Annotated in this window: 22 protein-coding genes and 1 other RNA gene; 5 read left to right on the top strand and 18 right to left on the bottom strand. The window is 41.3% G+C overall.

The genetic code is table 11. The features are described from left to right. Positions 1 to 26: 26 nt before the first annotated feature. The 4 genes from prpB to BA81_RS04245 all read right to left on the bottom strand — a co-directional run bounded on the left by prpB (position 27) and on the right by BA81_RS04245 (position 4,246). Positions 27 to 944 carry a methylisocitrate lyase gene (prpB, locus tag BA81_RS04260; protein WP_034280612.1) on the bottom strand — a complete coding sequence of 306 codons (918 nt, stop codon included), beginning with the start codon at positions 942 to 944 and terminating at the stop codon, positions 27 to 29. 12 nt (positions 945 to 956) lie between these two features. Further along, positions 957 to 2,393 (bottom strand): bifunctional 2-methylcitrate dehydratase/aconitate hydratase, encoded by a 1,437-nt coding sequence (locus tag BA81_RS04255; RefSeq protein ID WP_024422674.1) that lies wholly within the window; start codon positions 2,391 to 2,393, stop codon positions 957 to 959. Between the two features lie 2 nt (positions 2,394 to 2,395). After that, positions 2,396 to 3,538: a citrate synthase gene (gene mmgD, locus BA81_RS04250; RefSeq protein WP_034280609.1), complete on the bottom strand. Its 1,143-nt coding sequence runs from the start codon at positions 3,536 to 3,538 to the stop codon at positions 2,396 to 2,398. A 168-nt stretch (positions 3,539 to 3,706) separates the two neighbouring features. Further along, positions 3,707 to 4,246 carry a DUF420 domain-containing protein gene (locus tag BA81_RS04245; RefSeq protein ID WP_024422676.1) on the bottom strand — a complete coding sequence of 180 codons (540 nt, stop codon included), beginning with the start codon at positions 4,244 to 4,246 and terminating at the stop codon, positions 3,707 to 3,709. A gap of 198 nt (positions 4,247 to 4,444) precedes the next feature. On the opposite strand from BA81_RS04245, the gene BA81_RS04240 reads away from it, so the two are divergent. Continuing rightward, complete coding sequence (locus tag BA81_RS04240) at positions 4,445 to 4,957, top strand: GNAT family protein (RefSeq protein ID WP_034280786.1); 513 nt, start codon at positions 4,445 to 4,447, stop codon at positions 4,955 to 4,957. Positions 4,958 to 5,110: 153 nt separating this feature from the next. Here the strand turns inward: BA81_RS04240 and BA81_RS04235 are convergent, their stop codons facing one another. From BA81_RS04235 to BA81_RS04210, 8 genes are all read right to left on the bottom strand, one after another. After that, positions 5,111 to 5,932, bottom strand: a complete 822-nt coding sequence (locus tag BA81_RS04235) for a LysM peptidoglycan-binding and 3D domain-containing protein (RefSeq protein ID WP_024422678.1) — start codon at positions 5,930 to 5,932, stop codon at positions 5,111 to 5,113. 234 nt (positions 5,933 to 6,166) lie between these two features. Beyond that, complete coding sequence (gene recQ, locus BA81_RS04230; protein WP_034280606.1) at positions 6,167 to 7,969, bottom strand: DNA helicase RecQ; 1,803 nt, start codon at positions 7,967 to 7,969, stop codon at positions 6,167 to 6,169. A gap of 133 nt (positions 7,970 to 8,102) precedes the next feature. Next, a non-coding RNA gene (gene ssrS / locus BA81_RS19125) (6S RNA) lies at positions 8,103 to 8,288 on the bottom strand. A 132-nt stretch (positions 8,289 to 8,420) separates the two neighbouring features. After that, a complete protein-coding gene (locus BA81_RS04225; protein WP_034280603.1) occupies positions 8,421 to 8,921 on the bottom strand; it encodes a TraR/DksA family transcriptional regulator in 501 nt (166 codons plus the stop codon). A gap of 91 nt (positions 8,922 to 9,012) precedes the next feature. Beyond that, the gene (locus tag BA81_RS04220) at positions 9,013 to 9,660 is read right to left on the bottom strand and encodes an SDR family oxidoreductase (RefSeq protein ID WP_034280599.1); all 648 of its coding nucleotides are present in this window, start codon (positions 9,658 to 9,660) and stop codon (positions 9,013 to 9,015) included. Between the two features lie 175 nt (positions 9,661 to 9,835). Further along, positions 9,836 to 10,174 (bottom strand): PH domain-containing protein, encoded by a 339-nt coding sequence (locus BA81_RS04215; RefSeq protein ID WP_024422682.1) that lies wholly within the window; start codon positions 10,172 to 10,174, stop codon positions 9,836 to 9,838. Positions 10,175 to 10,452: 278 nt separating this feature from the next. Further along, positions 10,453 to 10,590 carry a DUF4025 domain-containing protein gene (locus BA81_RS19120; RefSeq protein WP_080701155.1) on the bottom strand — a complete coding sequence of 46 codons (138 nt, stop codon included), beginning with the start codon at positions 10,588 to 10,590 and terminating at the stop codon, positions 10,453 to 10,455. 49 nt (positions 10,591 to 10,639) lie between these two features. Then, complete coding sequence (locus BA81_RS04210) at positions 10,640 to 10,852, bottom strand: DUF6501 family protein (protein ID WP_034280596.1); 213 nt, start codon at positions 10,850 to 10,852, stop codon at positions 10,640 to 10,642. A gap of 212 nt (positions 10,853 to 11,064) precedes the next feature. On the opposite strand from BA81_RS04210, the gene BA81_RS04205 reads away from it, so the two are divergent. From BA81_RS04205 to BA81_RS04190, 4 genes are all read left to right on the top strand, one after another. Beyond that, complete coding sequence (locus tag BA81_RS04205) at positions 11,065 to 12,549, top strand: aldehyde dehydrogenase family protein (RefSeq protein ID WP_034280593.1); 1,485 nt, start codon at positions 11,065 to 11,067, stop codon at positions 12,547 to 12,549. Between the two features lie 102 nt (positions 12,550 to 12,651). Beyond that, positions 12,652 to 14,526, top strand: coding sequence for a terpene cyclase/mutase family protein (locus tag BA81_RS04200; protein ID WP_034280590.1), 1,875 nt, complete (start codon positions 12,652 to 12,654; stop codon positions 14,524 to 14,526). Beyond that, on the top strand, positions 14,519 to 15,340 hold the full coding sequence (locus BA81_RS04195; RefSeq protein WP_034280588.1) for a superoxide dismutase: 822 nt from the start codon (positions 14,519 to 14,521) through the stop codon (positions 15,338 to 15,340). The genes BA81_RS04200 and BA81_RS04195 overlap by 8 nt, the downstream gene beginning before the upstream one ends. Before the next feature lie 149 nt (positions 15,341 to 15,489). Further along, positions 15,490 to 16,440, top strand: coding sequence for a bile acid:sodium symporter family protein (locus BA81_RS04190; RefSeq protein WP_034280586.1), 951 nt, complete (start codon positions 15,490 to 15,492; stop codon positions 16,438 to 16,440). Positions 16,441 to 16,475: 35 nt separating this feature from the next. Here BA81_RS04190 and odhB read toward each other — a convergent pair whose 3' ends face one another. The 6 genes from odhB to BA81_RS04160 form a co-directional block, all read right to left on the bottom strand. Next, positions 16,476 to 17,732 (bottom strand): 2-oxoglutarate dehydrogenase complex dihydrolipoyllysine-residue succinyltransferase, encoded by a 1,257-nt coding sequence (gene odhB, locus BA81_RS04185; protein ID WP_034280584.1) that lies wholly within the window; start codon positions 17,730 to 17,732, stop codon positions 16,476 to 16,478. Positions 17,733 to 17,746: 14 nt separating this feature from the next. Further along, on the bottom strand, positions 17,747 to 20,581 hold the full coding sequence (gene sucA, locus BA81_RS04180; RefSeq protein ID WP_034280582.1) for a 2-oxoglutarate dehydrogenase E1 component: 2,835 nt from the start codon (positions 20,579 to 20,581) through the stop codon (positions 17,747 to 17,749). Between the two features lie 224 nt (positions 20,582 to 20,805). Further along, the gene (locus BA81_RS04175; RefSeq protein ID WP_034280580.1) at positions 20,806 to 22,722 is read right to left on the bottom strand and encodes a vWA domain-containing protein; all 1,917 of its coding nucleotides are present in this window, start codon (positions 22,720 to 22,722) and stop codon (positions 20,806 to 20,808) included. Between the two features lie 11 nt (positions 22,723 to 22,733). Continuing rightward, complete coding sequence (locus BA81_RS04170) at positions 22,734 to 23,612, bottom strand: ATP-binding protein (RefSeq protein WP_034280579.1); 879 nt, start codon at positions 23,610 to 23,612, stop codon at positions 22,734 to 22,736. An 89-nt stretch (positions 23,613 to 23,701) separates the two neighbouring features. Next, on the bottom strand, positions 23,702 to 24,280 hold the full coding sequence (locus BA81_RS04165) for a superoxide dismutase family protein (RefSeq protein ID WP_034280578.1): 579 nt from the start codon (positions 24,278 to 24,280) through the stop codon (positions 23,702 to 23,704). Between the two features lie 78 nt (positions 24,281 to 24,358). Further along, entirely contained in the window at positions 24,359 to 25,678 is a 1,320-nt protein-coding gene (locus BA81_RS04160) for a C40 family peptidase (protein ID WP_034280576.1), read from the bottom strand. Between the last annotated feature and the right edge of the window lie 153 nt (positions 25,679 to 25,831).

Raw genomic sequence — 25,831 nt, 5'->3', positions numbered from 1 at the left:
CTTCCTTGACGGAAGTGCTTTTCATTTTATCGCTGTTCTTTTCCAATTTCCGGCAGGATTGTTTTTGCTAAATGCTGGTCCATTTCCTCATATTCATCATAATGAATCGTTTCATACAGCTCTTTCCTCGTTTGCATATCCCCAAGTATCCCCTGCTGCGTTCCCTTTTCCATGATTTCTGTAAATAAACGCTCATACGCTTTTGCAGCGACTCTAAGTGATGACACAGGGTAAATGACCATTTGAAAGCCAAACATAGAAAATTCGTCTGCATGATAATAAGGCGTCTTGCCAAACTCCGTCATGTTTGCAAGGAGCGGCCCTTTAATATTACTTGACGCATGCGTGAAGTCCTCCGCTGTGATGAGTGCCTCAGGAAAAATAGCGTCAGCTCCTGCTTCTACGTAAAGATTGGCCCGGCGGATGACATCCTCCATTCCATTTACGGACTTTGCATCGGTTCTCGCAATGACCAATAGCGTTGGTGCCGCTTGTTTGATGGCTTTGATTTTTGCGACCATTTCTTCTACTGGAACGAGTGATTTCCCGTTTAAATGCCCGCATTTTTTCGGCATTTGCTGATCTTCAATTTGAACAGCTGCCACTTTGCTCTCAACCATTTCTTTTGCCGCTCTTGCTGCATTTAAAACACCGCCATAACCTGTGTCCATATCGACCAAAAGCGGCAGCTGGGAAGCTCGAATCATCTCCTTCGCTTTTTCAGCCATTTCTGTTGAATGGATCATGCCGAGGTCTGGCAGTCCTTTGCTGGCACAAAAAGCGGCACCTGATAAATAGAGCCCTTGAAAGCCCATTTTTTTTGCATAGAGCGCAGACATTCCATCGTGAACGCCTGGAATTTGAAATAAAGCTGATTTGTTCATTTGTTCTTTAAAGGCCGCGGCTAAATCAGCCTGACTTCTTTCTTCATTCACGATCCACACGCTAGCTCCCCCTTATATGACGAATAAGTCCATAAATGCTGGTACTGTTGTTGTTTTTAATTGATTTGGATTTTGGCAGAGTGACACAATTTGATCCACTTGCTTTTGTGGAAATCTTGTCTTTAAATGATAGACCCATTTCTTTTCAAGCAGCGGAATGCCTTCCTGTCTTCTTCTGCGATGACCAAGCGGGTATTCAATTTCAATTCGGTCTGTCATCGTCCCGTCTTTAAAGAAAATTTGTACACAGTTTGCAATCGATCTCTTTTTCGGATCTAAATAATCCTCTGTATAACGTTTATCCTCTTTCACAATCATTCGATCACGAAGACGATCAATGGCTGGATTTTGCGCCGTTTCTTCTTCATAATGGTCAGCTGTCAGTTCACCATAAATCAGTCCAATGGCTGTAATATACTGCAAGCAATGATCACGGTCTGCCGGATTGTAAAGCGGCCCTTTCTTATCAATAATCCGAATCGCTGACTCATGTGTCGTAATCTCTACCCGGTCAATTTCATCTAAACGATCTTTTACAGCGTCATGCAGCATCACAGCCGCCTCTGCAGCTGTCTGTGCATGAAATTCAGCAGGATAAGCAATTTTGAAAAGAACATTTTCTATGACGTATGATCCAAGGGGCTGGGCGAGCGTAAGTGGTTTTCCTTTCATAAGAACATCTTCAAAGCCCCACTTCTCTGCACTGAGGGGCGTTTGATAACCCATTTCTCCTTTACGTGTCATCATTGCCAGTCTCACTCCGCGGCTTGTTGCGTCCCCTGCTGCCCATGATTTCCTCGATCCTGTGTTTGGGGCGTGGCGATACGTCCTAAGGGGGGAATTATCAACAAACGCTTGTGATAAAACATGCTGGACCTCTTCCTTTGTTCCGCCAAGCATTGCACACACAACTGCACTTGTTGCCACTTTGACAAATAACACATGGTCCAATCCATTTCGATTTAGACAATTTTCTAAAGCAAGGACACCTTGAATTTCATGTGCCTTGACGATTGCATGCAGTACATCATTCATCGTTAGCGGCTCTTCTCCGTTTGCAAGGCGTGTTCTGCTGATATAATCACTTACAGCTAATATTCCGCCTAAGTTATCTGACGGATGACCCCACTCCTGTGCAAGCCAAGTATCGTTATAATCTAACCAGCGGATCATACAGCCAATATCAAAAGCCGCTTGAACAGGATCTAGCACAAACGAAGTGCCTGGAACTCTTGCTCCGTTAGGCACAACAGTTCCAGGTACGATAGGTCCAAGGTGCTTCGTACATTCTGGAAAATTAAGAGCCAGCATTCCGCACCCGAGCGTGTCTATGAGCACATACCGCGCGGTTTCAATGGCCTCTTTGCTTGTAATTTCTCCGTCTACTGCATAGGCAGCGATTTCTTCTAATAGCTGATCTGTTTGATTGGCGACTGCTGTTTTGTTCATGTTCATTCCCCCGTTTTTCCATCATCATTTGAAACCTTTAATCCTCTTGGCCCTAAATACCGGACTCTCGGTCTAAAAATGCGATTATGCAAATGCTGTTCAATCACATGTGCGGCTAATCCGCTAGCTCTTGCAGCAAAGAAAATGGGTGTATAAAGTGAAATAGGAATTCCGAGCACGTAATAAATCGGTGCAGCATAATAATCAAGATTTGGATAAAGGTTTTTCTGCTCTTGCATGTATGCCTCTCCTGCTACACACATGTCATATAGCGTTGTATCTCCCTTTGATTTGGTAAGCGTTTTCAATGAACGTTTTAAAAGAGCGGCTCGCGGGTCCATTTTTCTCATGTATACTCTGTGGCCAAAGCCCATCATTTTTTCTTTTGCGGCTAATTTTCGTTCAATGAGCGCAAGAAATCCCTCTGTTGTTTTTCCTTCAAGAAGCATGTGCATGACAGCTTCATTTGCTCCTCCGTGGAGGTCACCTTTTAATGAAGAGATCGCTCCAGTAAAAGCACCATACATGTCAGAATGCGTGGATGCAATCACTCTAGCCGCAAACGTTGAATTCGGCAGCTCATGTTCGCTATATAATGTGAGTGTTTGGTCAAAAGCGGTAATTTCGTCTTGTGCCGGGGTGCGTCCTGTTAACATGGATAAAAAGTTTTCAGTGTAGGATTTGGTCTGATCTGGAGAAATAGCGGCGTCTTTTGTGAGAATATAATAGCTTCCAGCAACAATGGCCGGCAGCTGGCCTAATAATCGAACTGCACGCCTTACTTGGCACGCTTCAGATCGATCATGTAATGCGTCATCATACCCTGCAAGAGCAGATAAGCACGTTCTCATCGCATCCATAGGGTGAGTGGTTTTTGGCAGATTCGTTAATATGGTTTGAATGGTTGGATGTAAGCTCGTTTGTGAGGATATATCTTGCTGAAATTGGTGATATTCCATCTGATCTGGTAATCTTCCATAAATAAGCAGATAGGCTGTTTCTAAATATGTCTTGTTTTGTGCCAGCTCAATGAGGTCGTACCCGCGAATCACAATTTCCTCTTGCTCCACATCTAAGTATGATATGGATGTTTCGCTTGCCACAATGTCTTCAAGCCCCGGTTTATACTGCAATTGTTCAGTCATCATATAACCCCCGTTTCGTCCAATTGTTGATCTCCAAACGAGCAAACGGCCAAAAATGATGTGAATCTATAGATGGGAAGATACCGTGCTAGTCGGATACCCAATTTCCATTCTATCCAAAGCACTTCATCTTGTAAATAAAAGAACGTATGTCCAGTTGGACATACGTTAGCTGTAATATGGAGAAATCATGATATAAACAATGACGCCAGTGAGACTAACATAGAGCCAAAGCGGCATCGTCCAGCGGGCAATTTTACGGTGACGCTCGACCTGCATCTGTGCGCCTCTAAATAGAGTAATCAGTGCAAGCGGTACAATAATAGCTGAGAGTACAATATGTGTAATCAAAATAAAGAAGTAAATCGGACGGATGATCCCTTCTCCTCCGAAGTGTGTATCAGCTGCCATTGAATGATATGTGACATAGGAAATTAAAAAGACAAGTGTTGTTGAAAATGCAGCAAAGATAAATCGTCTATGTGCTTTAATGTTCTTTTGTTTAATCATAATGAGTGCTGAAAGTAAGAAGATAAACGTAAAGCTGTTCATCACGGCATTCAGTAACGGCAGAAATGTAATATCCAGATGACTAAATTTATCTGTTTTTGGCATTAAAAATAATAAAGCGATTAATCCGTTTATGGCAATTGTTAAAATGACAACAATGCCGGTGAAATTTTTCGGTTTTTGATTCTGTTCGTTCATGTTTGAAAACCTCTCTTTATTAGTTCCGACTAAGAGTATGTTATTTAACTTTCTCTATAAAGTCAATGAATTCGCTGTCTTCGTCGAATTTTAGACAAACTTGCCGATTACTGGCGTTTTAACGGGTTGAAAGATTCATCCACTTCCTTTAAAATTGGAATTTATGTGATTTTTATCATTTCTTATATGAAAGGAGTAATGGACTTGTCAATCTTACAGGAAACACCCAAAGATGTGAAGGCGTTAGAGCAAGAATTACTGCAATTGCAGTTCCAAATGTATCGAATGCAAGAAAATATGAAAGATATTTCGAAAAAGGCAAAGATCATTGGCATTGATCAGGCGAAAGAAGATGAATGGATGATTGTCTCTGCCATTGAAAATGCTGATACATGTAAAATCATGCTGACTGATTGTGAAAAAGCTTTTCGCGGACAATCTGATTTTTCCTTAATTGCGGAATATCCTGAAGAAGGAAAGATTCATATTGCTGATATAAAAGGCCCTCCCGATAATGGGTACGGCTCAATCTGTATGAAGCATTTAAAAGAAATCGCAAGAGAGCAGAACATCCCAGTCATCACAGGTGACCTCGTCAAAAGAGATTGGAATCATGTGGACCGCTTGATTCATTTTTATGAAAAGCATCAATTTGATGTCCAAATCAATTGGAAAGAACAAAGCGGAGAAATTTATTGGGTGGACAGCTAACGACAAAAAACCAGCGTGTAAGATGGAATATACGCTGGTTTTTGTCGAAAATGCAAATTTTTCTGAAAAATGTGTGTTTTTTTGACCAAAAAAAGGGTACAATAAAAGCATCAGGCCGCCACCTGATGCTTTCTTCCAAAAAACAATAAGTTACTAGTTAAGTACTTTTACTTTGACTGATTTTACGCCCCAATTTTTTGCTTGGGATTTGCTTGGTACATGAACATCAATTTTGTTACCTTTAATTGCGCCGCCAGTATCTGCTGCGATGGCTTCACCGTAGCCTTCAACATAAACCTTACTTCCTAATGGAATGACATTAGGATCTACTGCAATCACTTTCGCATTTGGGTTTTTGTTTAAGTTTACCCCTGTTGCAGTGATACCTGAGATGCCACCATCATTTGCTGTATAAGCCGTAGCCGTTACAGTCATTTCTTTTTGTACACTTTGACTAGCAGAAGATGATTCTGCTTTAGCTGTTTCCTGTTTAGGAGCAGCTTTTTTCGGTGCTTCCTGTTTAGGAGCAGCTTTTTGTGTTGTTTGCTCTTTTTGGACAGGCTCCTGTTTTTGTACAGGCTCTGAGCTTACCGGAGCTGAGCTTTGACCAGCAACACTTAGTGTTGAACCAATCATAATTATATCTGAGTTTAAGTTATTCCAAGACTTAATATCGCTAATTGACACATTGAATTTTTGAGCGATTTTCCAGAGGCTGTCCCCCTTCTGGACTTTATACTGCTCCTGAGTTTTCTCTTTTGAAGAGATTGTCAATTTATCACCTACATAAATCATGTCTGTAGATAAATTGTTCCAACCCTTTAGGTCCTTTAGAGACACATCATTTTTTTGAGAGATTCCCCAAAGTGTATCACCTTTCTTCACAGTGATTTCCTTTGCAGAAGCTTGCTGTGCTCCAAATGCTGTTGTAGAGATTGCTGCAACAGCAACCAAGGACATAATAGTCTTCTTCATAAAGTAAATCCTCCCTTGTTAGCTTTTTATGGCGGCTAACGAGTGCTATCGTAACATATGTAAATGTCAATTCAATAACAAAACGATATGTTTTAGATTACAGTTCCTTTACATGAAACATCTCTCTCCATTGGTAAATCAGACCACAAAACAGCTCGATTACCCACCATATCAAGGTTTTGAAAGGATCAGAAACCTCCTGTTGAAAACGTGTCCAAACGCAGCGAAAAAAATTTATTTTTCTTCTTCAACCTCTTTATTTTTTTCTTTTTCTATAAATAAACGGATTTCTTCTAAAAAAACATCCCCGTATTTCTCTCTTTTTTGAGCTCCTATTCCCTTAATATGGAGAAGTTCTTCTTCTGTTTTAGGCTGAACGGCTGACATTTCCTTCAAGGTTTGATCAGAAAATACAACAAATGGCGGAACGCCCTGCTCCCTCGCCAGCTTCATTCTCACCGCTCTCAGCTGCTCAAATAATGCATCGTTTTCTTGAATTGCCTCTCTTTTCACTGCCTGTTTTTTATACACAGCCTCTTGTCCGACTAACACTTTCTTTCCTTTATGTGTCACTTTTAATGTTGGGTAAGCTCCTTCAGACATGTGCAAATACTCTTCTGTAATTAAAAATTCGATGAAATCACTGATTTGCTGGGCTGATTGCTGCTTCATTAAAGCGTATGTAGGAAGACGGTCGAAACCGAGGTCAAGCACTTTTTTATTTTTAGAGCCTGCCAGTACTTGAGCAATCATCATTTTTCCAAACCGCTCGTTCATTCTAACCGTACACGATAAAACCATTTGCGCTTCTCGAGTGACCTCTTCACGCTCTCTTTCATCAAGGCAATTGCTGCATTTTTGGCAAGGGGTACTTGCTGATTGATCAAAGTAGTTCATCACAAATTGCTGCAGACATTGCTCAGTGTGACAGTAATCGACCATTTGTCTTAGTTTAAGCAGTTCATGCTGATAGCGCACTTCATCTTCTGTTGACTGTTCAATGAGGAATCGCTGCATTCGTACGCCCTGCGGCGAGAACAGTAAAATGCATTCACTTTTGAGCCCGTCTCTGCCGGCGCGTCCAGCTTCTTGATAGTAGCTTTCAATATCCCTTGGAATTTGGTGATGAATCACAAAACGGACATTTGATTTATTAATTCCCATGCCAAATGCAGATGTAGCGACCATAACCTGGATGTCATCATTTAAAAACAGGTTTTGCTGCTCTTCTCTTACATTGTCATCTAACCCGCCATGATAAATGCCAGCTTTGATCTTTTGTTTCTTTAGCCGATTGTAAATGTTTTCGGCTTCTTTTCTTGTAGCAGTATAGATAATGCCGGACTCAAGTTTATTTTTCTTCATATAATGTGTGATAAAGCGGTCACTATTTTCTCCTTTGACCACCTGAAAAGATAAATTTTCTCTAGCAAACCCAGTAAAAATGGTTTCTTCTTCGTTCATGCCAAGCTGTTCACATATATCTCGGTGGACCTTTTTCGTGGCTGTAGCAGTTAATGCGACAATCACTGGTCTTTTTGTCAGCTGATTTAAGCATTCTTGAATAAAGCGGTAGCTTGGCCTAAAATCATGCCCCCACTCAGATATACAGTGCGCTTCATCAATTGCAATTAAAGGGATCGTTAACCGATCAAGCAGCTGAAAAAAACGCTCATTTTGTAAACGTTCAGGTGTGATATAAAGCAGCTGATATTCCCCATCTTCACATTTTTTCAGCCTTTTATTCATTTCAGCTGCGGAAAGTGTGCTGTTTAAAAAGGACGATCGTATGCCCATCTCATTTAGCGCATCGACTTGATCTTTCATTAAAGAAATTAGCGGGGATACAACGATCGTTGTTCCTTCCATCATCAGGGCAGGAATCTGGTAGCAAACCGATTTCCCTCCGCCTGTCGGCATAATACAGACGGTATCCTTCTGTTTGTTTACAATCGATTCAATGGCTTGTTTCTGTCCCTGCCTAAATGCGTCAAAGCCAAAGTATTGTTTCAGGAGTGCTTCTGCTTGTTCTAACATCCAATTCCCTCTCCGTCTTTTGTTTTGTCTATTTTAACATACATTCATGCCTCTTCCGGCCGACTGTGCAATTTCGTTTTTTCACAAAATAAAAAGCCATTTTCCGCAATGGAAAATGGCTTGAATCATCCTAGGAAAAGCTGCGGATGCCGTAATCTAAGTAAGAAAGTTTTAAACCACCACTCCTCAAAGTGGGTGTTTGCAGAAACGTTCCTGTCTTCCTCGCTAAGGAGGCATGACATTCCGGCTTCAATATAAAACTCCCTATTACAGCTTAAAGGTTAAAACTTAATTAACATTACGCGCATCGCAGCCTTTAAACTATATTACACGAAAGTTTATTAAATTTCAAGAGATCTTTTTTCTATGAAATACTCATGTATACAAGTTATTTGTTCATGTGTACATAAGAAAAAATTATTCTGAAAAAATTTAACCTTCGCTTATGATCCTATTTTTCCTCATCTACATCAACATCTTGCTCTTCCTCTAATCTTTCATACGTATCTGAATGCATCTGATCCATTGTTTCTCTATTTGTTAAATCGCGCATTTGATCGGAGAATGAACGGTCAAATTCGTTTGGATCTTGAGTGGTTTCTTCATTTTTCTTTGCATCGATTGAATAACGTGTATATGGAACTGCTTTTAAACGCTCGTATGGAATCTCTTTCCCCGTTTTCTCACATATCCCATATGTTCCGTCTTCCATTCGTTTCAGTGCTGCATCGATTTCACCTTCAAGCTGATCATCGACCTGATCCAGCGTTTGTTCTGTCATACGGTCTAAATAGATGCTCCCATGATCAGCGATATGATTCCCAACACCATTTGAAATCTCACTCGATTCAACGAGCATCGATTCTTCTTTCTTTTTTGATCCCTTCACATCTTCTTTTAATTGAATCAATCTTTCGTATAAATCAGCTTGTTGTTCTTTCGTTAAGCCCACGGTCAATCACTCCTTTCTCATTACCTTCCCGCTGAAAGGGAAAAGAAAACATCAAAAAAGCCGCCGCCTCTTTGGCAGCAGCTTTCTTTTCTTACAGATGACGAAGTGCTTCTTCTACTGATTTTTCGCCTTTCATCAAGTCGAAGGACTTATTTTTCACATTGGATTCTGTTAAGCTCTCCACAAGAACAATGGCTACGTCCTCTCTTGAAATCTCGATGTTTTGATTATCTGGAATATGTTCGGCAGCTTCGATCTTTCCTGTCTTCTCCTCATGCAGCAAGGCACCTGGGCGGACAATCGTATAGGAAAGACCAGACTGTCTTAAGTGCTCATCGGCTTTTCTTTTTGCTTCATAATAAGTTTCCATACTTCCTTGCCCTTTTCCTTGGTTCGGATCATCTGCATTATAGGCACTAAGCATAACAAAATGCTGGATGTTTTCTTTTTTCGCTGTATCAACGAGGCGTTTTGCCCCTTCTTGATCGACCGCAATGGTCTTATCTGCACCTGTTTTTGAGCCTGAACCAGCTGCAAAGATGACAGCGTCTGCTTGTTTTACAGCATCTGTCACATCTTTTTCAAGATCACCGATGACAGGTGCTGCACCAAGTTCCTTTAGTGCATCAGCTTGTTTTTCATCTCGAATGAGAGCAAGCGGCTCATGTCCTTTTTCTTTTAAATAACGAACGACAAGTCTGCCTGTATGTCCATTTGCTCCTGCAACTAACACTTTCATTGTTCATTCTCCTTTCTGTATCTGTTTCATCTTTATCCTTTTTTGCTATCATTCAAACACTTAAGCAGAAAAAAGCCCTTCCCATCAGATGGGAAGGACTTAGCAATGTGCGATCTATAAAAATAAGAACGAAGAATGAGAAAAGTGCATATGATCTATGTAATCGCAAGATTGATCAGCAAAGATGTTTTGTCAAAATGGCTTGCACATCACTCAAATCCGTCTCTTTGGAAAAGTCGAGTTCAAATACTTTTGAGCTTGTGACAAGCAGCATACCTGTGTCCTGATCAAACACGCCAGCTTCTTGTATGGCAAAACTTTCAATTGATCGATACGGCAAGGAGACCCTGACTTTCTTCTTAGAAAATACGCGGTTATCGCCAAAGATCAGTCTTTTATTGGTAAAGCAAATTTGGTCGTGACGCAGTCTGTAAACAGCCTCAATTCTTTCCCCTTCAATCAATAAGGATTCGAATTTCTTATCATTTTGTTTACTGACAGAAAAAATACCCACGTAAACCCCCTCTTCCTGCATCAAATTCCTTTATGACAAAACGGCCACACGGCTCTGTGGGTACGTTTTATTCTCACTTATAGAATACGCTATAAATGGTCGTTATTCCATTACGAATAGATTAAATTTCATTTAACTTTTTCTTTTTGATCCGATGCTCTTTCCTCTACTTATTTAGACTGTTAAAGCAGGAAAAAAGTTTCAGTTCTTTTCGAGAAAAAATGCTGCTTCATTCCAATAAAAAAACAGTGATTATGCAAATCACTGTTTTTAAATGACTATTCATCTTTTGGTGTATCAATCGTTCCCTCAGCATACACGTCGGAAATCTGTTCAAGCGTAATTGCCATATCAGCGTCCTCATGTTCATGCCAAGCATGTTGACTTTTCTGCTCGTCATTTTGCTGCTTTTTCATCATCATCACCCTTTACTGTTTTTCTTAGTATGAGTGATGGTCCTCAAAATCATTCAGCTGAAATATCTTCGAAATACTCCTTGTAATACCCGCCTACTTTACCCGTATTGTCAACGACAAACAGGAATTCCTCTGTTTCATTTTTCACTTCATATGTGTTTCCAACCGTTAATGCCCGATCGACCATATATTTTTTCGCATTTGTATGTACACATTTTACTTGTTTTAACGTTTGAGCCGTTTGCCAGTTTTGATGGATCATGATTTAAAAACTCCTTTTTTCATCTATACATTTATTGTAGCCAAATTTTCGCGAAATGCAATGAGTGTTATGGATTGCTTTCAAACATGTCGTGTAATATGATTATTGTATACGTTTACATCTTTGTGCGTATAAAGTTTCGTTGCATGTCCGCTTTTCCCACCTAGAACTCGCAGAAAACAATCCATATCTTTAAGGAGGTTTGTTTATTTATGAGCTCTACAACACTTCAAATTAGTTCAAAACTTGAATCTTTTCTCCAAGGGACGAAAAAACTCTACATTAATGGTCAGTTTGTCACAAGTCACGATAACAAAACCTTTGCTACTCCTAACCCAGCCACAGGCGAAACCCTTATTGATGTTTATGAAGCAGGTGCAAAAGATATTGATGAGGCAGTAAAAGCTGCAAAAAAAGCCTTTCATGGTCCTTGGCGCTCCATGTCTGCCGCTGAACGCGCCCGCCTCATGTTCAAGCTTGCTGATTTAATGGAAGAAAATCAGGAAGAGCTTGCACAGCTAGAAACTTTAGATAACGGAAAACCAATTAATGAAACAACAAATGCAGATATCCCCCTCGCTATTGAGCACATGCGTTATTATGCGGGCTGGACGACAAAAATGAATGGACAAACCCTTCCTGTCAGTCAAGGATATTTTAATTATACCCGACATGAGCCGGTTGGTGTTGTAGGACAAATCATCCCATGGAACTTCCCTCTGCTCATGGCTATGTGGAAAATGGGCGCCGCACTTGCAACAGGGTGCACCATCGTTTTAAAGCCAGCCGAACAAACTCCACTCTCTGCTCTTTACTTAGCAGAATTAGTGGACAAAGCCGGCTTCCCAGAAGGCGTGATTAACATCGTTCCTGGATTTGGCGAAACAGCCGGAGAAGCCTTAACTGATCATCCTGACGTGAACAAGCTGGCCTTCACAGGGTCAACAAGTGTTGGGAAATTAATTATGGAGAAAGCGGCTAAAACCATTAAGAGGGTCACATTAGAGCTTGGCGGAAAATCACCGAATATTATTTTACCTGATGCCGATTTAAAGAAAGCCATTCCAGGTGCTTTAAATGGCGTCATGTTTAACCAAGGCCAAGTATGCTGCGCGGGTTCCAGAGTCTTTGTTCATCGGAGCCAATATGATGAAGTGGTCGATCAAATGGCCAAATATGCAGGATCCCTCAAGCAAGGCGCTGGTCTTCATCAAGATACGCAAATTGGACCTCTTGTAAGTAAAGAACAGCACGAACGCGTGTTAGGCTATATTGAAAAAGGTAAATCCGAAGGGGCAACAGCCGTTGTCGGGGGCGATTGCCCTTATGAGGCTGGCTATTTCGTCTCCCCTACTATTTTTAAAGATGTAGAAGATGAAATGACCATTGCTAAAGAGGAAATCTTTGGACCTGTCTTATCTGCCATTCCTTACGATTCCATTGATGAAGTGGTCGAACGTGCCAACCAGTCTGAATATGGATTAGCAGCAGGACTTTGGACAGAAAACTTAAAGCATGCCCATGATATCGCTGCACGTCTTGAAGCAGGAACGATTTGGGTCAACTGCTATAATGTCTTTGATGCCGCCTCCCCGTTTGGAGGATATAAGCAATCAGGTCTTGGCAGAGAAATGGGATCATATGCCCTTAACAACTATACAGAAGTCAAAAGTGTATGGATTAATCTCCAAGACTAATGACGTCAAAAAAGCCGGTGACCGTGTCATCGGCTTTTTTGTGTTTGCATGTGACAGGCCGGCTCCTGAATATAGTATGAAAGGGAAGGAGCATGGCCGCATATGCAAGATTTTAAATTGAAAGTAAATGAATTTATCGAAGAATTGCACATAGAGATGCAGCGAAGACAACGAGAAGATGGCGCCTTTGTTTTCTGCTTTGAAGGTCCAATGATGACAAATGCTTTTTTGATTATGCTGTTAAAGGCTGTCGGCGATACGGATCAAGCTTTCGTTGATCAATTAGCAGAAGCGATACGCGAAAAGCAAAATGAGGATGGGTCTTTTTCTTTGTATCATGATCAAACGGGACATGTAACAGCTACTGTGCAGGGCTATTGCGGAATGCTCGTTTCAGGCAGGTTTCAACAAGATGAGCCTCATATGGAAAAAGCAGCGCAATATATTCGATCAAATGGCGGATTAAAGAACGTTCACTTTATGACAAAGTGGATGCTCGCCGTCAACGGCATGCACCCTTGGCCGTACTTCTATGCACCACTTTCCTTTTTACTCATCCCTACATACTTTCCACTTCACTTCTATCATCTTAGTGCATATGCAAGAATTCACTTTGTGCCAATGATGATTGCACTCAACAAACGATATACTTCTCATGAGAAATTTCCAAGCCTAGCACACCTTGATGCAAACATGTCTAAGAATCCATTTGACTGGTTTATGGCAAGAGAAGAACGTTCCACTCATCACTTTCTGACTTACATGCGATCGTATACAGCACTCGACAGCCGGCTGGACTTTTTCGGATATGAAGCAGCAAAGCGATATATGTTTGACCGCCTCGAAAAAGATGGCACACTGTACAGCTATTTAAGTGCAAGTATTTTTATGGTCTATGCACTGATGAGCCTTGGATACTCCCCGGGACATCATCTCATTTTAAAAGCAGTCAAAGGCATGAAAAAGCTAGTCACAAACTGTCAGGGCAGAATGTATGCAGAAAATTCCACATCCACAGTTTGGGATACAGCACTTGTCAGTTATGCTTCTCAAAAAGCTGGCAAAAAACAAGAAGACCCAGTCATCACAAAGTCTTTCTCATACTTACTGAACCGGCAGCAAATGAAGAAAGCAGACTGGGCGATTCATAACCGGCATGCTGCTCCGGGAGGCTTTGGTTTTTCAGATATCAATACGAATAACCCTGATTGTGATGATACGCAAATTGTCTTAAAAGCCATTCCTCGAACGTACGCACCAGTTCAGTGGAATCGAGGATTCAATTGGCTTCTTTCCATGCAAAACCGTGATGGCGGATTCTCCGCTTTTGAAAAAAATCAAGATCACTTCCTGCTTCGACATCTGCCGCTTGAATCTGCGGAGGATGCAGCAATTGATCCATCGACTCCTGATATTACAGGCCGTGTGCTTCATCTCATGGGTCTTGAAGAGAAAAACATGTCACCGCCTATTCACAGGCAAAAAGACCAATGTGTCAAGTGGCTCCTAGATCATCAAGAGAAAAATGGATCATGGTTTGGCAGATGGGGTGTTTGCTATATTTATGGAACGTGGGCAGCATTAACAGGTCTAAAAGCTGCCGGCATCCCCTCCACCCATCCTGCTGTCCAAAAAGCATGCCGATTTTTAAAGCAGATTCAACGAGAAGATGGCAGCTTCGGAGAATCATGTAAAAGTGCAGAGGTAAAAACGTATGTCCCCCTCCCGTTTGGCACAGTGGTTCAGACGGCTTGGGCAGCAGAGGCACTTTTACAATATGAGAAGCCCGATGACAAAACGATTTTAAAAGCCATCTCATTTTTGATCCATCATCAGCACACGAATGAAGCCTTGCACTATCCAGTAGGCATTGGCCTGCCAAAGCAATTTTACATCACTTATCATAGCTACCCATTTGTCTTTCCGATGATGGCTTGTTCCACATTTTTAGAAGAAATGAGGCGTAAGAATGAATAAGGAAGAGTACCGTTTGCAGCTCAAAGAGTGGCTTAGCTCCATTCAACCCGCGATTCAAGATGACAACATCCGTCAGAAAGTAGACCATTTATGGTTCTCAATGGATGATGAACATTCCAGTGAACAAGAGTGGTACGAACTGGCAGAACGTATTGCTGAGGACATGAACCCACAAGAAGACATGCGGGAGGTAGCAGCTGGAAGTCACAAGTTACCTCCTCTCCCTTACCGGTATGATGCACTAGAACCGTTTATTTCAAAAGAAATTATGTATTTGCATCACCAGAAGCATCATCAATCATATGTAGATGGTTTGAACCAAGCTGAGCTTGCATTAAAAAATGCAAGAAGAACCAATGATTTTAAAATGATTAAGCATTGGGAACGGGAGCTTGCCTTCAATGGTGCGGGGCACTATTTACATTGTATTTTTTGGTTTTCCATGAGTCCTTCAGGAAAACGAAAGCCCACTGGACAAATGCTTCGTCTCATTGAACAATCGTTTGACAGCTATGATGCATTTAAATCTCAATTTTCAGCAGCGGCCAAACAAGTAGAGGGTGTTGGCTGGGCCATTCTCGTATGGGCGCCCAGATCTCAGCGATTAGAGATTTTACAAGCAGAACGCCATCAATTTTTGTCACAATGGGACGTGATCCCCCTTCTAGCCCTTGATGTATGGGAGCACGCCTACTACCTTCAATATCTGAATGAAAAAGCGAAATACGTAGATCGTTGGTGGAGTGTAGTCGACTGGCGTGAGCCAGAAGCTAGGCTTAAGCAGGCACAACAAGTGAGATGGACCCCTTTTTAAAACGATGCTCCATATAGGCTAATGCTTATATGGGGTATTTTTAGTTTACATAATTTTATTATTAACACCTTTATAAAGAATGGGTTGTTTTTTCAGAAAATTCGTTTAAAATAGGAAAGATATGTGAGGAAAGTGAGATGAAGCAATGAATGAACATTCTTTTAACCATTAGTCAATTTGCAGGAAGAACCTTTGCAATCTGGGTCATTATCTTTGCATGTCTTGGATTTACTTTTCCTGACGTATTTTCTCAGATTGGACCGTATATCCCTTTTTTATTAGGTGTCATTATGTTTGGGATGGGGCTTACGTTATCTGGTGAAGATTTTAAGGAGCTTTTTCGTAAACCTCTCTATGTGTTAATCGGGGTTTTGGCGCAGTACACACTCATGCCGCTGATCGCCTTTCTATTAGCTTACGGATTACGGCTGCCATCTGAAATTGCTGTAGGCGTTATTCTTGTGGGCTGCTGCCCGGGCGGTACAGCATCCAATGTCATGACCTTCTTGGCAAAAGGCAATATGGCATTATCCGTAGCGGTCACAACTATATCGACCCTTCTTGCTCCCTTTTTAACGCCTCTCTTTATCTATATTTTTGCAAGATCATGGTTACCTGTATCACCGGAGGCATTATTTTTGTCGATTGTCCAAGTTGTGCTAATTCCTATTATCCTAGGTGTTATCGTTAAGGTATTTTTCAAAAAACAAGTAAACTATGCAGTTCAAGCATTGCCGCTTGTATCTGTTGCTGGAATTGTGTTGATCATTGCAGCGGTTGTCAGTGCAAATAAAGAGCAGATTCTTCAATCTGGATTACTGATATTTGCCGTTGTTATATTACATAATGGACTTGGTCTCTTATTTGGTTACCTGATCGCAAAGTGGTGCAGAATGGATATCCCTTCTCGTAGAGCGATCTCGATCGAAGTAGGCATGCAAAACTCCGGGCTCGGTGCAGCGCTAGCAACAGCACACTTCTCACCGCTCGCAGCCGTACCAAGTGCGATTTTTAGTGTGTGGCATAATTTATCTGGTTCCTGGCTTGCGACGTATTGGTCAAAACGAGGACAACATGACAGTGAAAAGAAAAAAAGCTAGCACCTTAACAGGTGCTAGCTTTTTATAATTGAAGATTATCCTTCAAGTAATAGCTGTTCAGGATCTTCAAGCAGATTTTTAATCGTAACGAGGAATCCAACTGCTTCTTTACCATCGACAATACGGTGGTCATAAGAAAGAGCTAAATACATCATCGGACGGTTCTCAAAACGTTCTTCATCAATCGCCACCGGACGAAGCTGAATTTTATGCATCCCTAAAATTCCAACTTGCGGGCTGTTTAAAATCGGAGTTGATAGCAGAGAACCAAATGTTCCGCCGTTTGTGATCGTGAATGATCCACCCTGTAACTCATTAAGAGACAATTTGTTATCTCTTGCTTTTTTCGCAAGATGACCAATTTCTTTTTCAATCCCCGCAAATGACAATCTGTCTGCATCACGGACAACCGGTACGACAAGTCCTTCGTTTGCAGCAACAGCGATGCCGATGTCATAGAATTTCTTCAAGACAAGCTCATCACCTTGAATTTCTGCGTTAAGCAGCGGATATTTCTTCAGTGCTGCTACAACTGCTTTTGTAAAGAAGGACATGAAGCCAAGCTTGACATCATTTTGTTCTAGGAAGGCATCTTTACGACGCTTTCTTAAATCCATCACAGCTGTCATATCGACTTCATTAAATGTCGTCAGCATCGCAGCCGTTTGTTGAACTTCAACTAAACGTTTTGCAATTGTTTGTCTGCGGCGTGACATTCTTTCACGTTCAACTGGCTTTCCTGGTTGTTCAGTTTGCACCGCAGCATTTGCTTTTGGCGCGGCTTTTGGTGCACTTGCAGGTGCTTCATTCTTTTGATAAGAAGCGACATCCTGCTTTCGTACCCTGCCCAGCGGATCTACGGTTGGAATCTCAGATAAGTCTAACCCCTTCTCTCTCGCTAATTTTCTAGCTGCAGGAGAAGCGATAGTTCTGCCATTACCAGCTTTCGGCTCTTCTTTCACTGCTTCTTCTTTTTGAGCAGCTGCCGGTTCTTCTTTCGAAGCTGGTGCAGAAGCTTGCTCAGGTGCTGGAGCTGCGGACTCGCTTCCGCCGGCTTCACCTGCTGCAATCGTTCCGATGACCTCTCCAACTTGTACAGTGTCACCAGAATCTTTCAGTACTTCTTTTAATACACCAGATTCTTCAGCAGTCAGTTCGACATTGACTTTATCTGTTTCAAGTTCCAGCAGGTACTCCCCCTGCTCCACATAATCGCCCGGCTGCTTTAGCCATTGAGCAATCGTTCCTTCCGAGATTGATTCCGCTAATTCAGGTACTTTAATTTCCGCCATTTTTCATTTCCCCCTTAGTTTTTGCGAGTCAAGCTATCAGATACAATTCGTTCTTGTTCTTTTTTATGCACAGTTGGATCACCCTCAGCCGTACTTGAACGTCTTCTTCGGCCGATGTAACGTACTTTTACTTTTTCAGGTGCAATTTCACGTAAATATGGCTCAATGTATCCCCAAGCTCCCATATTTTGCGGTTCTTCTTGCACCCATACGATTTCTTCTAAGTTTGTCAGCTTTGTTAAAATTCCTTTAATATCTTTGGCTGGGAACGGATATAGCTGTTCCACTCTTGCAACGTGAAGCCAATCTTTCGGCTCTTCCATTTGAGTAAAACGATCACTAATATCAATGGATACCTTCCCGCTAGATAGCACAAGACGCGATACTTTTTCGTGATCATGTACAAGACCTGGCTGTTCAAGAACTGGACGGAACTGTCCATCTGTTAATTCTTGGACTTCAGACAATGTGTTCGGGTTACGAAGCAGACTCTTCGGTGTCATAATGACAAGCGGACGAATCTCTTCACGAAGCAGCATTTTCGCCTGTCTTCTAAGAATATGGAAATATTGCGCTGCACTTGTGAGATTCGCAACTGTCCAGTTATTCTCAGCAGCTGATTGCAGGAAGCGCTCTGTTCTTCCACTTGAATGCTCAGGACCTTGTCCTTCATATCCATGCGGCAGCAGCATGACTAAACCTGATTTTTGTCCCCATTTTGCACGGCCAGCTGAGATAAATTGATCGAAATACACTTGAGCCGCATTTGCGAAGTCTCCGAATTGAGCTTCCCAAATCACTAACGTTTCAGGAGAATAGACATTATAACCATATTCAAACCCGATGACTGAGCCTTCTGACAGTGGACTGTTATGAACTGTAAACGATGCATTCGCATCACTTAGTTCATGAAGAGCAATAAACTCATCTCCCGTTTGACTGTCGTGAAGAACAAGGTTTCTTTGAGCAAAAGTACCACGCTCTGAATCCTGTCCGGTCATTCGAATTGGCGTACCGTCTTTTAATATAGATGCAAATGCGAGTGCTTCCCCAAGTGACCATTCTACTTTACGGTCATCTGTAAACACTTTTGCACGTTTTTCAAGGATCCGCTTCAGCTTACCAAATACTTGGAAATCATTCGGCCAGCTGATCAATTCTTCATTCAGCTTTCTGAGTACATCAAATTCTACTGATGTATCAACTGCTGGGAAGCCGTTTGATACAGGCTCTGGCAGCTCGATTTCTTGAATCGTATGCTCTTTCTTTGAAGGCACCTTTTTATAAGCTTCTTCTATTTTTGCCGTCACAGCCTGCTCGATTTCTTCACGCTGCTCTTTTGTCAAAAGACCTTCTGAGACAAGTTTATCTGCAAAGATATTCTTGACCGTTTTGTGCTTTCTAACCGCATCGTACAGCATTGGCTGAGTTGTAGAAGGCTCATCCATTTCGTTATGACCGTATCTGCGGTAACCAATCAAGTCAATAAGGAAATCCTTCTTGAAGCGTTTGCGGTATTCTACTGCCAGCTGAACAGCCGCTAAACACGCTTCTGGATCATCTGCATTGACGTGAACAATAGGGATCTCAAATCCTTTTGCAAGGTCACTTGCATATTTCGTCGAGCGGGATTCATTGCTTTCTGTTGTAAACCCGATCATATTGTTGGCAATAATATGGATGGTTCCGCCTACTTGATAGCCTACAAGTTGGCTTAAATTTAATGTTTCTGCCACAATTCCTTCTCCAGGGAATGCTGCATCCCCATGAATTAAGATGGCTAACGCTTTTTCAACATCTTGAACTGGATAGCCTTTTTGAGTACGTGATTCCTGAGCGGCACGCGTGCTTCCTTCAATGATTGGATCAATGAACTCCAAGTGACTTGGGTTATTAGCAAGCGTAACTCTCGCACTCTTTGTATCTTCGTCTTTGATTTGACGGTCAGCTCCAAGATGGTACTTAACATCCCCTGTCCATCCGTAGCTGATGCCAATAGAGCCTTCTGATGGAACGAGCTCTTTATTTGGCGCATGCTGGAATTCTGAGAAAATGATCTCATATGGCTTTCCTAACACATGTGCTAATACATTTAAACGGCCTCTGTGTGCCATTCCAATGTTAATATTTGAAGTCCCTTGTGTAACAGACTCTGAAATAATTTCATCAAGTACTGGGACAAGTGCGTCTAAACCTTCTATAGAGAAGCGCTTTTGCCCAACAAATGTTTTATGAAGAAACTGCTCGAACTGCTCAACTTCTGTTAATCTCTTGAAAACAGAAACTAATTTATCTGCTGGTTTTTTCTTAAATAGTTCACCAGATTCAATTGATTTTGAGAGCCAGTTTCGCTCTTCGAAGTCATGCACGTGATCAAACTCAAATGAAATGGTACGTTTATACGTATTTCTCAAATGGTTAATGGCTTCTATGCCGTTTGAAATGTGTTTTGGTGCATCCGGACTAATAATAGATATCGGAATATTCTTGACATCTTCTTCTGTTAAACCGTACTCCTTTAAAGGAAACAGCTCTTGTAATTCCTTTTCTTTGCGAAGAGGATTGACGGAAGCATTTAAATGGCCATACGTTCTGATGTCTTCTGCCAGTTTAACGACTGATGCTATCTTTTGGATTTGTTCAGAAGTAACTACGCTATTTTCTTTTTTCCCAATTTCCTCCTTCATTTCACTCGGTGGTGCACCAAGTTCATCAAATATGCCTCTTAGATCTTCATCAACACTAGTAGGATCCTGGACATACTGATCGTAGAGCTCGAGCACATAGCCGAGGTTCGGACCATGAAATTCTTCCCAACTCAACGGTTGTTTCACATCATTTTGAAACATTTTGAACACTACCCCCAACTTTGATCATCAAGTGATTGAACACTATCTCGATATAACTTCCAGAACACAATGACCAAATTTATGTAATAAAACGCTTCCAATAATATTCTACCACTGTTTTGGATTACTTTCTACATTCTTTGTTCAATTAAAGATAAAAAATTCACAGAAAAACAAAAAATTTAAATCATTCCGAAAAATAATTTGAAGAAAGGGGCAAAACCTTATGCCCCAATGCTTTTATGCAGCAGTTTCTTCAGTAATGGATATAAAACATCTGGCAATGTATCGACATCTGGTACAAAAATGCTGAACTTGCCATACATATCTTGAATGGTTTTCATCTGTGCTTCTTCTATCGGCGAATTGGATAAAAACACATTGATCACCTCAATGCCCTTTTTCCTCGCTTCAAGAACTGCTTCATGTGTATCGACAATCCCATTTTGTTCGTAGCTGAACGCAGCTGGCTCTCCGTCTGAAAAGACAATCAGAAACTTTTGCTCTTCTCTTCGCTTTAAAATCATCTTTGTCATTTGGCGGATCGCATAGCCATCCCGGTTATCCTCTTCTGGCTCAAGAGACATAATAGAAGGCCCTGCGTCAAATAGAGAATCTTTGAACGACACAACTGTGTTGAAGTAGTTTGGCTGACTTGTTTCTGTTGCGTCGTTTGTATCTTCCCAAAACCCAACAATTTGATGTGGGACTTGCACGGATTTTAACGCTTCATGAAAGAGAACAATGCCTTTTTTCGTCTCATTCATTTTGTCAAACATGCTCGCTGAACAGTCTACTAATAAGGTGAAAACAGCATCAATCTGAGAAGACGGTGCCTGTTTTTTATAGAAAAGACGCGGGTTAGACTCTGTAAAGTAGCGAATCAGCTTTTTACTGAGACGTCCTGCATGAAGGTCTGTTTTAGGCCATGATTTTTTATGTTCAAGTGTTTTTTGGATCATTTGTTTTAAGCGTTTCTGATAAGGCTCAATTTCCTTCGCATGCTGCTTGTAGGCATCGATTTGTTCTGGCTTAGGAGGATCTGGTGAAATCATGACTGGAAACGCATATTTGTTTTCTTTTCCATTCTCATGACCATCTGCTCCGCTTTCTTCACCTTCAGCCTCTTCCAGCGCTTCAAGCTTTGAATAATCTTTTCGGTGTGTTTGCTTTGCAGAGCCTTGGACAGTACCGAGTGCCTGATCTCCGTCATCACCTTCTCTTGCCGCATCCTTACCAAGATCACTTTTACCGCCGTGCTCTAAATCAAATTGAAGGAAGCTTTTGGATGGCGCTTCGGTTTCTCGATGCCACACTTCCATATACTCTTGGTGAATGTCTTCATCGCCTTCTTTTTCTCGGTCGACTTTGATGTCCTCACTTAATGTAGGTTTTCTTTTTAAGTCATGGAACAGCGGTTCTTTTGCCGCTTGTTCATAGTCCAATTCAGGGAAGAAAAAGTACGTATTCAGCATATCCTTTTCAAGCAGTTCATCGAACCCTTCCATCAATTCTTTGACAATAGCTGCGATGTCTGCAGTTGAACCCGCATCATATACACGTTCAAGACTTGACTCAATAAACGGAATCATCGGGTTGATCTGCTCATGAAGAGGCGGAATCTCTTCGAGCGGAGAATCAGCTGTCAGCTTCAGATAAATCGCACAAAAGAGTGCATCTGTTAAAATACTTCGTTCTTGGTTAATCGTTAATTGTGTCTTAAAGTGACGCCGGTACAGCTCTCTTCTTCGTTTAAATACCTTTTTTGTTCCTGGGCGGTCATGCTTAATCCGCTCTTCAATCCGGATATCTTCAAACAGCATAAACAATTGTTTACATACATCAGGAATGGATAATGTATGAGCAAAGCGAATGATCTCCTGAAATACCGTAAGATCACTATAAACCGTGCCTACTGCACGAAGGAACACATCACTTTTCAGCCCTGCTAGCATATCTTCTTGTTTACGATCATCCCAAAAATGACTGATGAAAATTTTCTTTTCAAACGGTTCATAGTAGGACTGCACACCGTATTCAAGCTCGACATCATCACTTTTTGCTAACGTTTTGGCTAAATCCGTTAATTCCATAAATAAAAATGAATCGATTCTGCTGTCATTAAATTTGATGAATTTCAAAAGTTAGAACCTCACTCGAATAATGTTTGGGCGATATTTCTTACCGCTGCTTTTTCCCGGTCATCTTCCAGCTTTTCAACAATGCCTCGTTCAACGGCACGAAGCGGCGGGATGTATTGCGCAAGATCACAAGTATCTAGAAGCGCGCGGATGGATGCTGCTTCTTCACTCACCTGTCCGTTATGAGCTTGTGTAATAAGGTCTGATGAGAGCTGAACGAATTGATCAATTAACCGCTCATCCTTTAAAACAGATTGAGATTGCAGTACATCTTTCAGGATACCGCCGCCGATATATGGAACGTCAATGACCACAAAACGGTTTTTTAACGCTTCATTTAGAGGCACTGTGCCGACATATCCTTCATTGATTGCCGCAATGACCCCAAAGCCTTCTTCTGCTTTAACAACCTCACCTGTAAATGGGTTTGTCATCATTTTTCTGTAGTCGAGTACACCATTTAAAATAGGCAGTGTTTCTGGCTTCGCCATGTTGATTTCATCAATATATAAAAGATGGCCTTTTTTCATTGCTTTTGTCACAGGTCCTTCAATGAATTCAATCGAAGCCACCTGACCATCATTGTGGATGGTTTTATAGCCAATCAAGCTTTCAGCATCAAGATCAACCGAGCAGTTCACACTGTGCATCGGCTGCTGAAAGAAAGCGGATAATGTTTCTGCTAGTTTTGTTTTACCTGAGCCGGTCGGTCCCTTTAAAAGAACGTTTTTTCCTAGTGCTAATGCAATCATGGCATCTTGAATGATAGAAGTATCCTGTGATTCATAGCCGCCTGTTCCAATAAGTGGACGAAATTCTTCTTCCAGCACTTTTGCTTTTGCTTTAATCATTGCTTGAATTTCTTCTGGGAGTGATTGTTCGTTAAACATGTATGATTAATTCCTCTCTTCGATCATTTTCCTCACCAAGTATACTAAAAAAACCTTTATGCACTCAATACATAAAGGTTAGACTTCTGTTATTTTGCCATTTCTTTTGTTATCGCTCCGCAAGCGATACGTTTTCCTGAGTTACCAGAAGGGTTACTTAAGTAATCATCTGCTTCTGCATGAATGATAAAGCTTCGCCCATTTTGATCGATTAATTGATTCGGGCCTCCCTTTAACATCACATCTGGTACATTCACGACAACATCAATTTGTCCATCTGCTCCCACCTCTAAATTAGGCATATCTCCAGCATGGTGCCCCTTTGGATTGTCAAAACCATGCTCTCTATGGGTTGGATTAAAGTGAGCTCCTGCCGTTTCAAAATCTGGCGTTTCACATATTCCTGTTTCATGAATATGAAAACCGTGAGGACCTGGTGGCAGCCCTTTCGCTTTCACATGCAGATCCAGCCCATTTTCTGAGGACTCTCTTATTTCAATGCTTCCTATTTTTTGCCCGCTTTCGTTTATGAGTGGCGTCGTGACTGGTGCTTGTTTAGGTGCTGAAACTTCGCTTGTTTCTTCTGTCGTTTCTTTTTTCGGCGGTGCATGACATGCTGATGCGGTAAAGATCAAACATATCATGATCATCCACACTGACTTTTTCATTTATGACTGCCCCCTTTTGTTATCAGTATGGACAATCACAGCAGCTGGCAAACAAAAAAAGCCGAAAATCGGCTTTTTTTAGAAGAAGCGTTTTGCACCTAAGTAGGCTTTTTTCCAATATGGGTTGCTTAAGTTCGAGATTCCTACTCCATTGTCACTTGCATGAAGGAAATCTCCTCCGCCAAGGTATAGTCCCATATGAGAAGGGCCTGCTTTGTACGTTGTAAAATAAACAAAATCTCCAACTTGTGGTGTGCTTACAGGAGTCATCATATTCCAGTAGCCAGCTGTGCTTAATCTGGATACAGATGAAACTTTGTTAATGAGATAGTAAACAAAGCCGCTGCAGTCAAATCCTGCTGGTGTATTACCGCCCCATCTGTAAGGAACGCCTGTCAGCTTTTTCCCCTCTTGAATCATTGTCGTGATCTTTGCATTCATTGGTACATCATTTTTGTTATTGTCGACTGGCTTTGTTGAACCGTTAGACGTAGAGCCATTCGATCCAGTTGAACCGGAAGCTGCACCATTGATTTTTAATACTTGTCCAATTCTAAGCACATCACTTTTTAAGTTGTTGGCTGTGCGGATTGATTGAACCTGTACTTTGAATTGATTCGCAATTTTCCATAACGAATCACCTGATTTTACAGTATAAGATGTTGTTTTCCCGCTAGAAGAATGGTTACTGTTTGAATTGCTTGGTTTAGTAGGTTTCGGCTGACTTGGTTTTGATGCAGCCGTCCCTTTTACTTTCAATACTTGATTCGGATAAATCATATCAGATTTTAATCCGTTCAATGTTTTGATTTCACCAATCGACATATTTAGCGAATTCGCAATTTTCCAAAGTGAATCCCCTAATTTAACCTTGTATGTACTTGATGATGAACTATTTGAATTCGTTGTCTTATTGCTTGAGCTGGAATTTGAAGATGAGTTTGAATTTGATGACTGGTTTCCGCTCGTCTTCGTGCTGCCAGATACCTTTAGCTTTTGACCAGGACGAATCAGGTCGCTGTTTAAGCTGTTTAGGCTTTTTAAGCTCGCAACTGACATTTTATGATTTTTTGCAATCAGCCATAAAGAATCGCCAAGCTTTACAGTATAGCTGGAAGTCTTTGAAGCACTTGATTTCGTTGCTTTTGACCCTGTTGATGAACCGGATTTCTTGCTTTTTTCGCCAGGAATTTTCAAGCTTTGTCCTGCAAAAATCATTGTCGTTTTTAATTGATTAAGAGATTGAAGCTCCGAAATACTTGTATTGTACTGTTCGGCAATCTTCCAAAGTGAGTCACCGCTTTTCACCTTGATCGTCTGTGCTTCTGCCGGTGCAGCAAACACAGCTGAGCCAGCGATCGCTGAAACTGTGAGTCCGGTTACTACTTTTTTCTTCATAGAGGAATCTCCGCCTTTCATGATTTTGTTCAATAAGACTTATGTACTAGTTTTGAGTTTAGCATTTAATGGTTCTGCTTCTCTTGCACTATTTTATCTTTATTTCTATTATATTACTCGACATGAAGACGTTGGGCAATAACAAATAGGCTA

The organism is Bacillus safensis FO-36b, from assembly GCF_000691165.1.
Taxonomy (GTDB): domain Bacteria; phylum Bacillota; class Bacilli; order Bacillales; family Bacillaceae; genus Bacillus; species Bacillus safensis.
The sequence above is the reverse complement of the archived record's forward strand: the minus strand, read 5'-3'. Positions and strand labels throughout refer to the sequence as shown.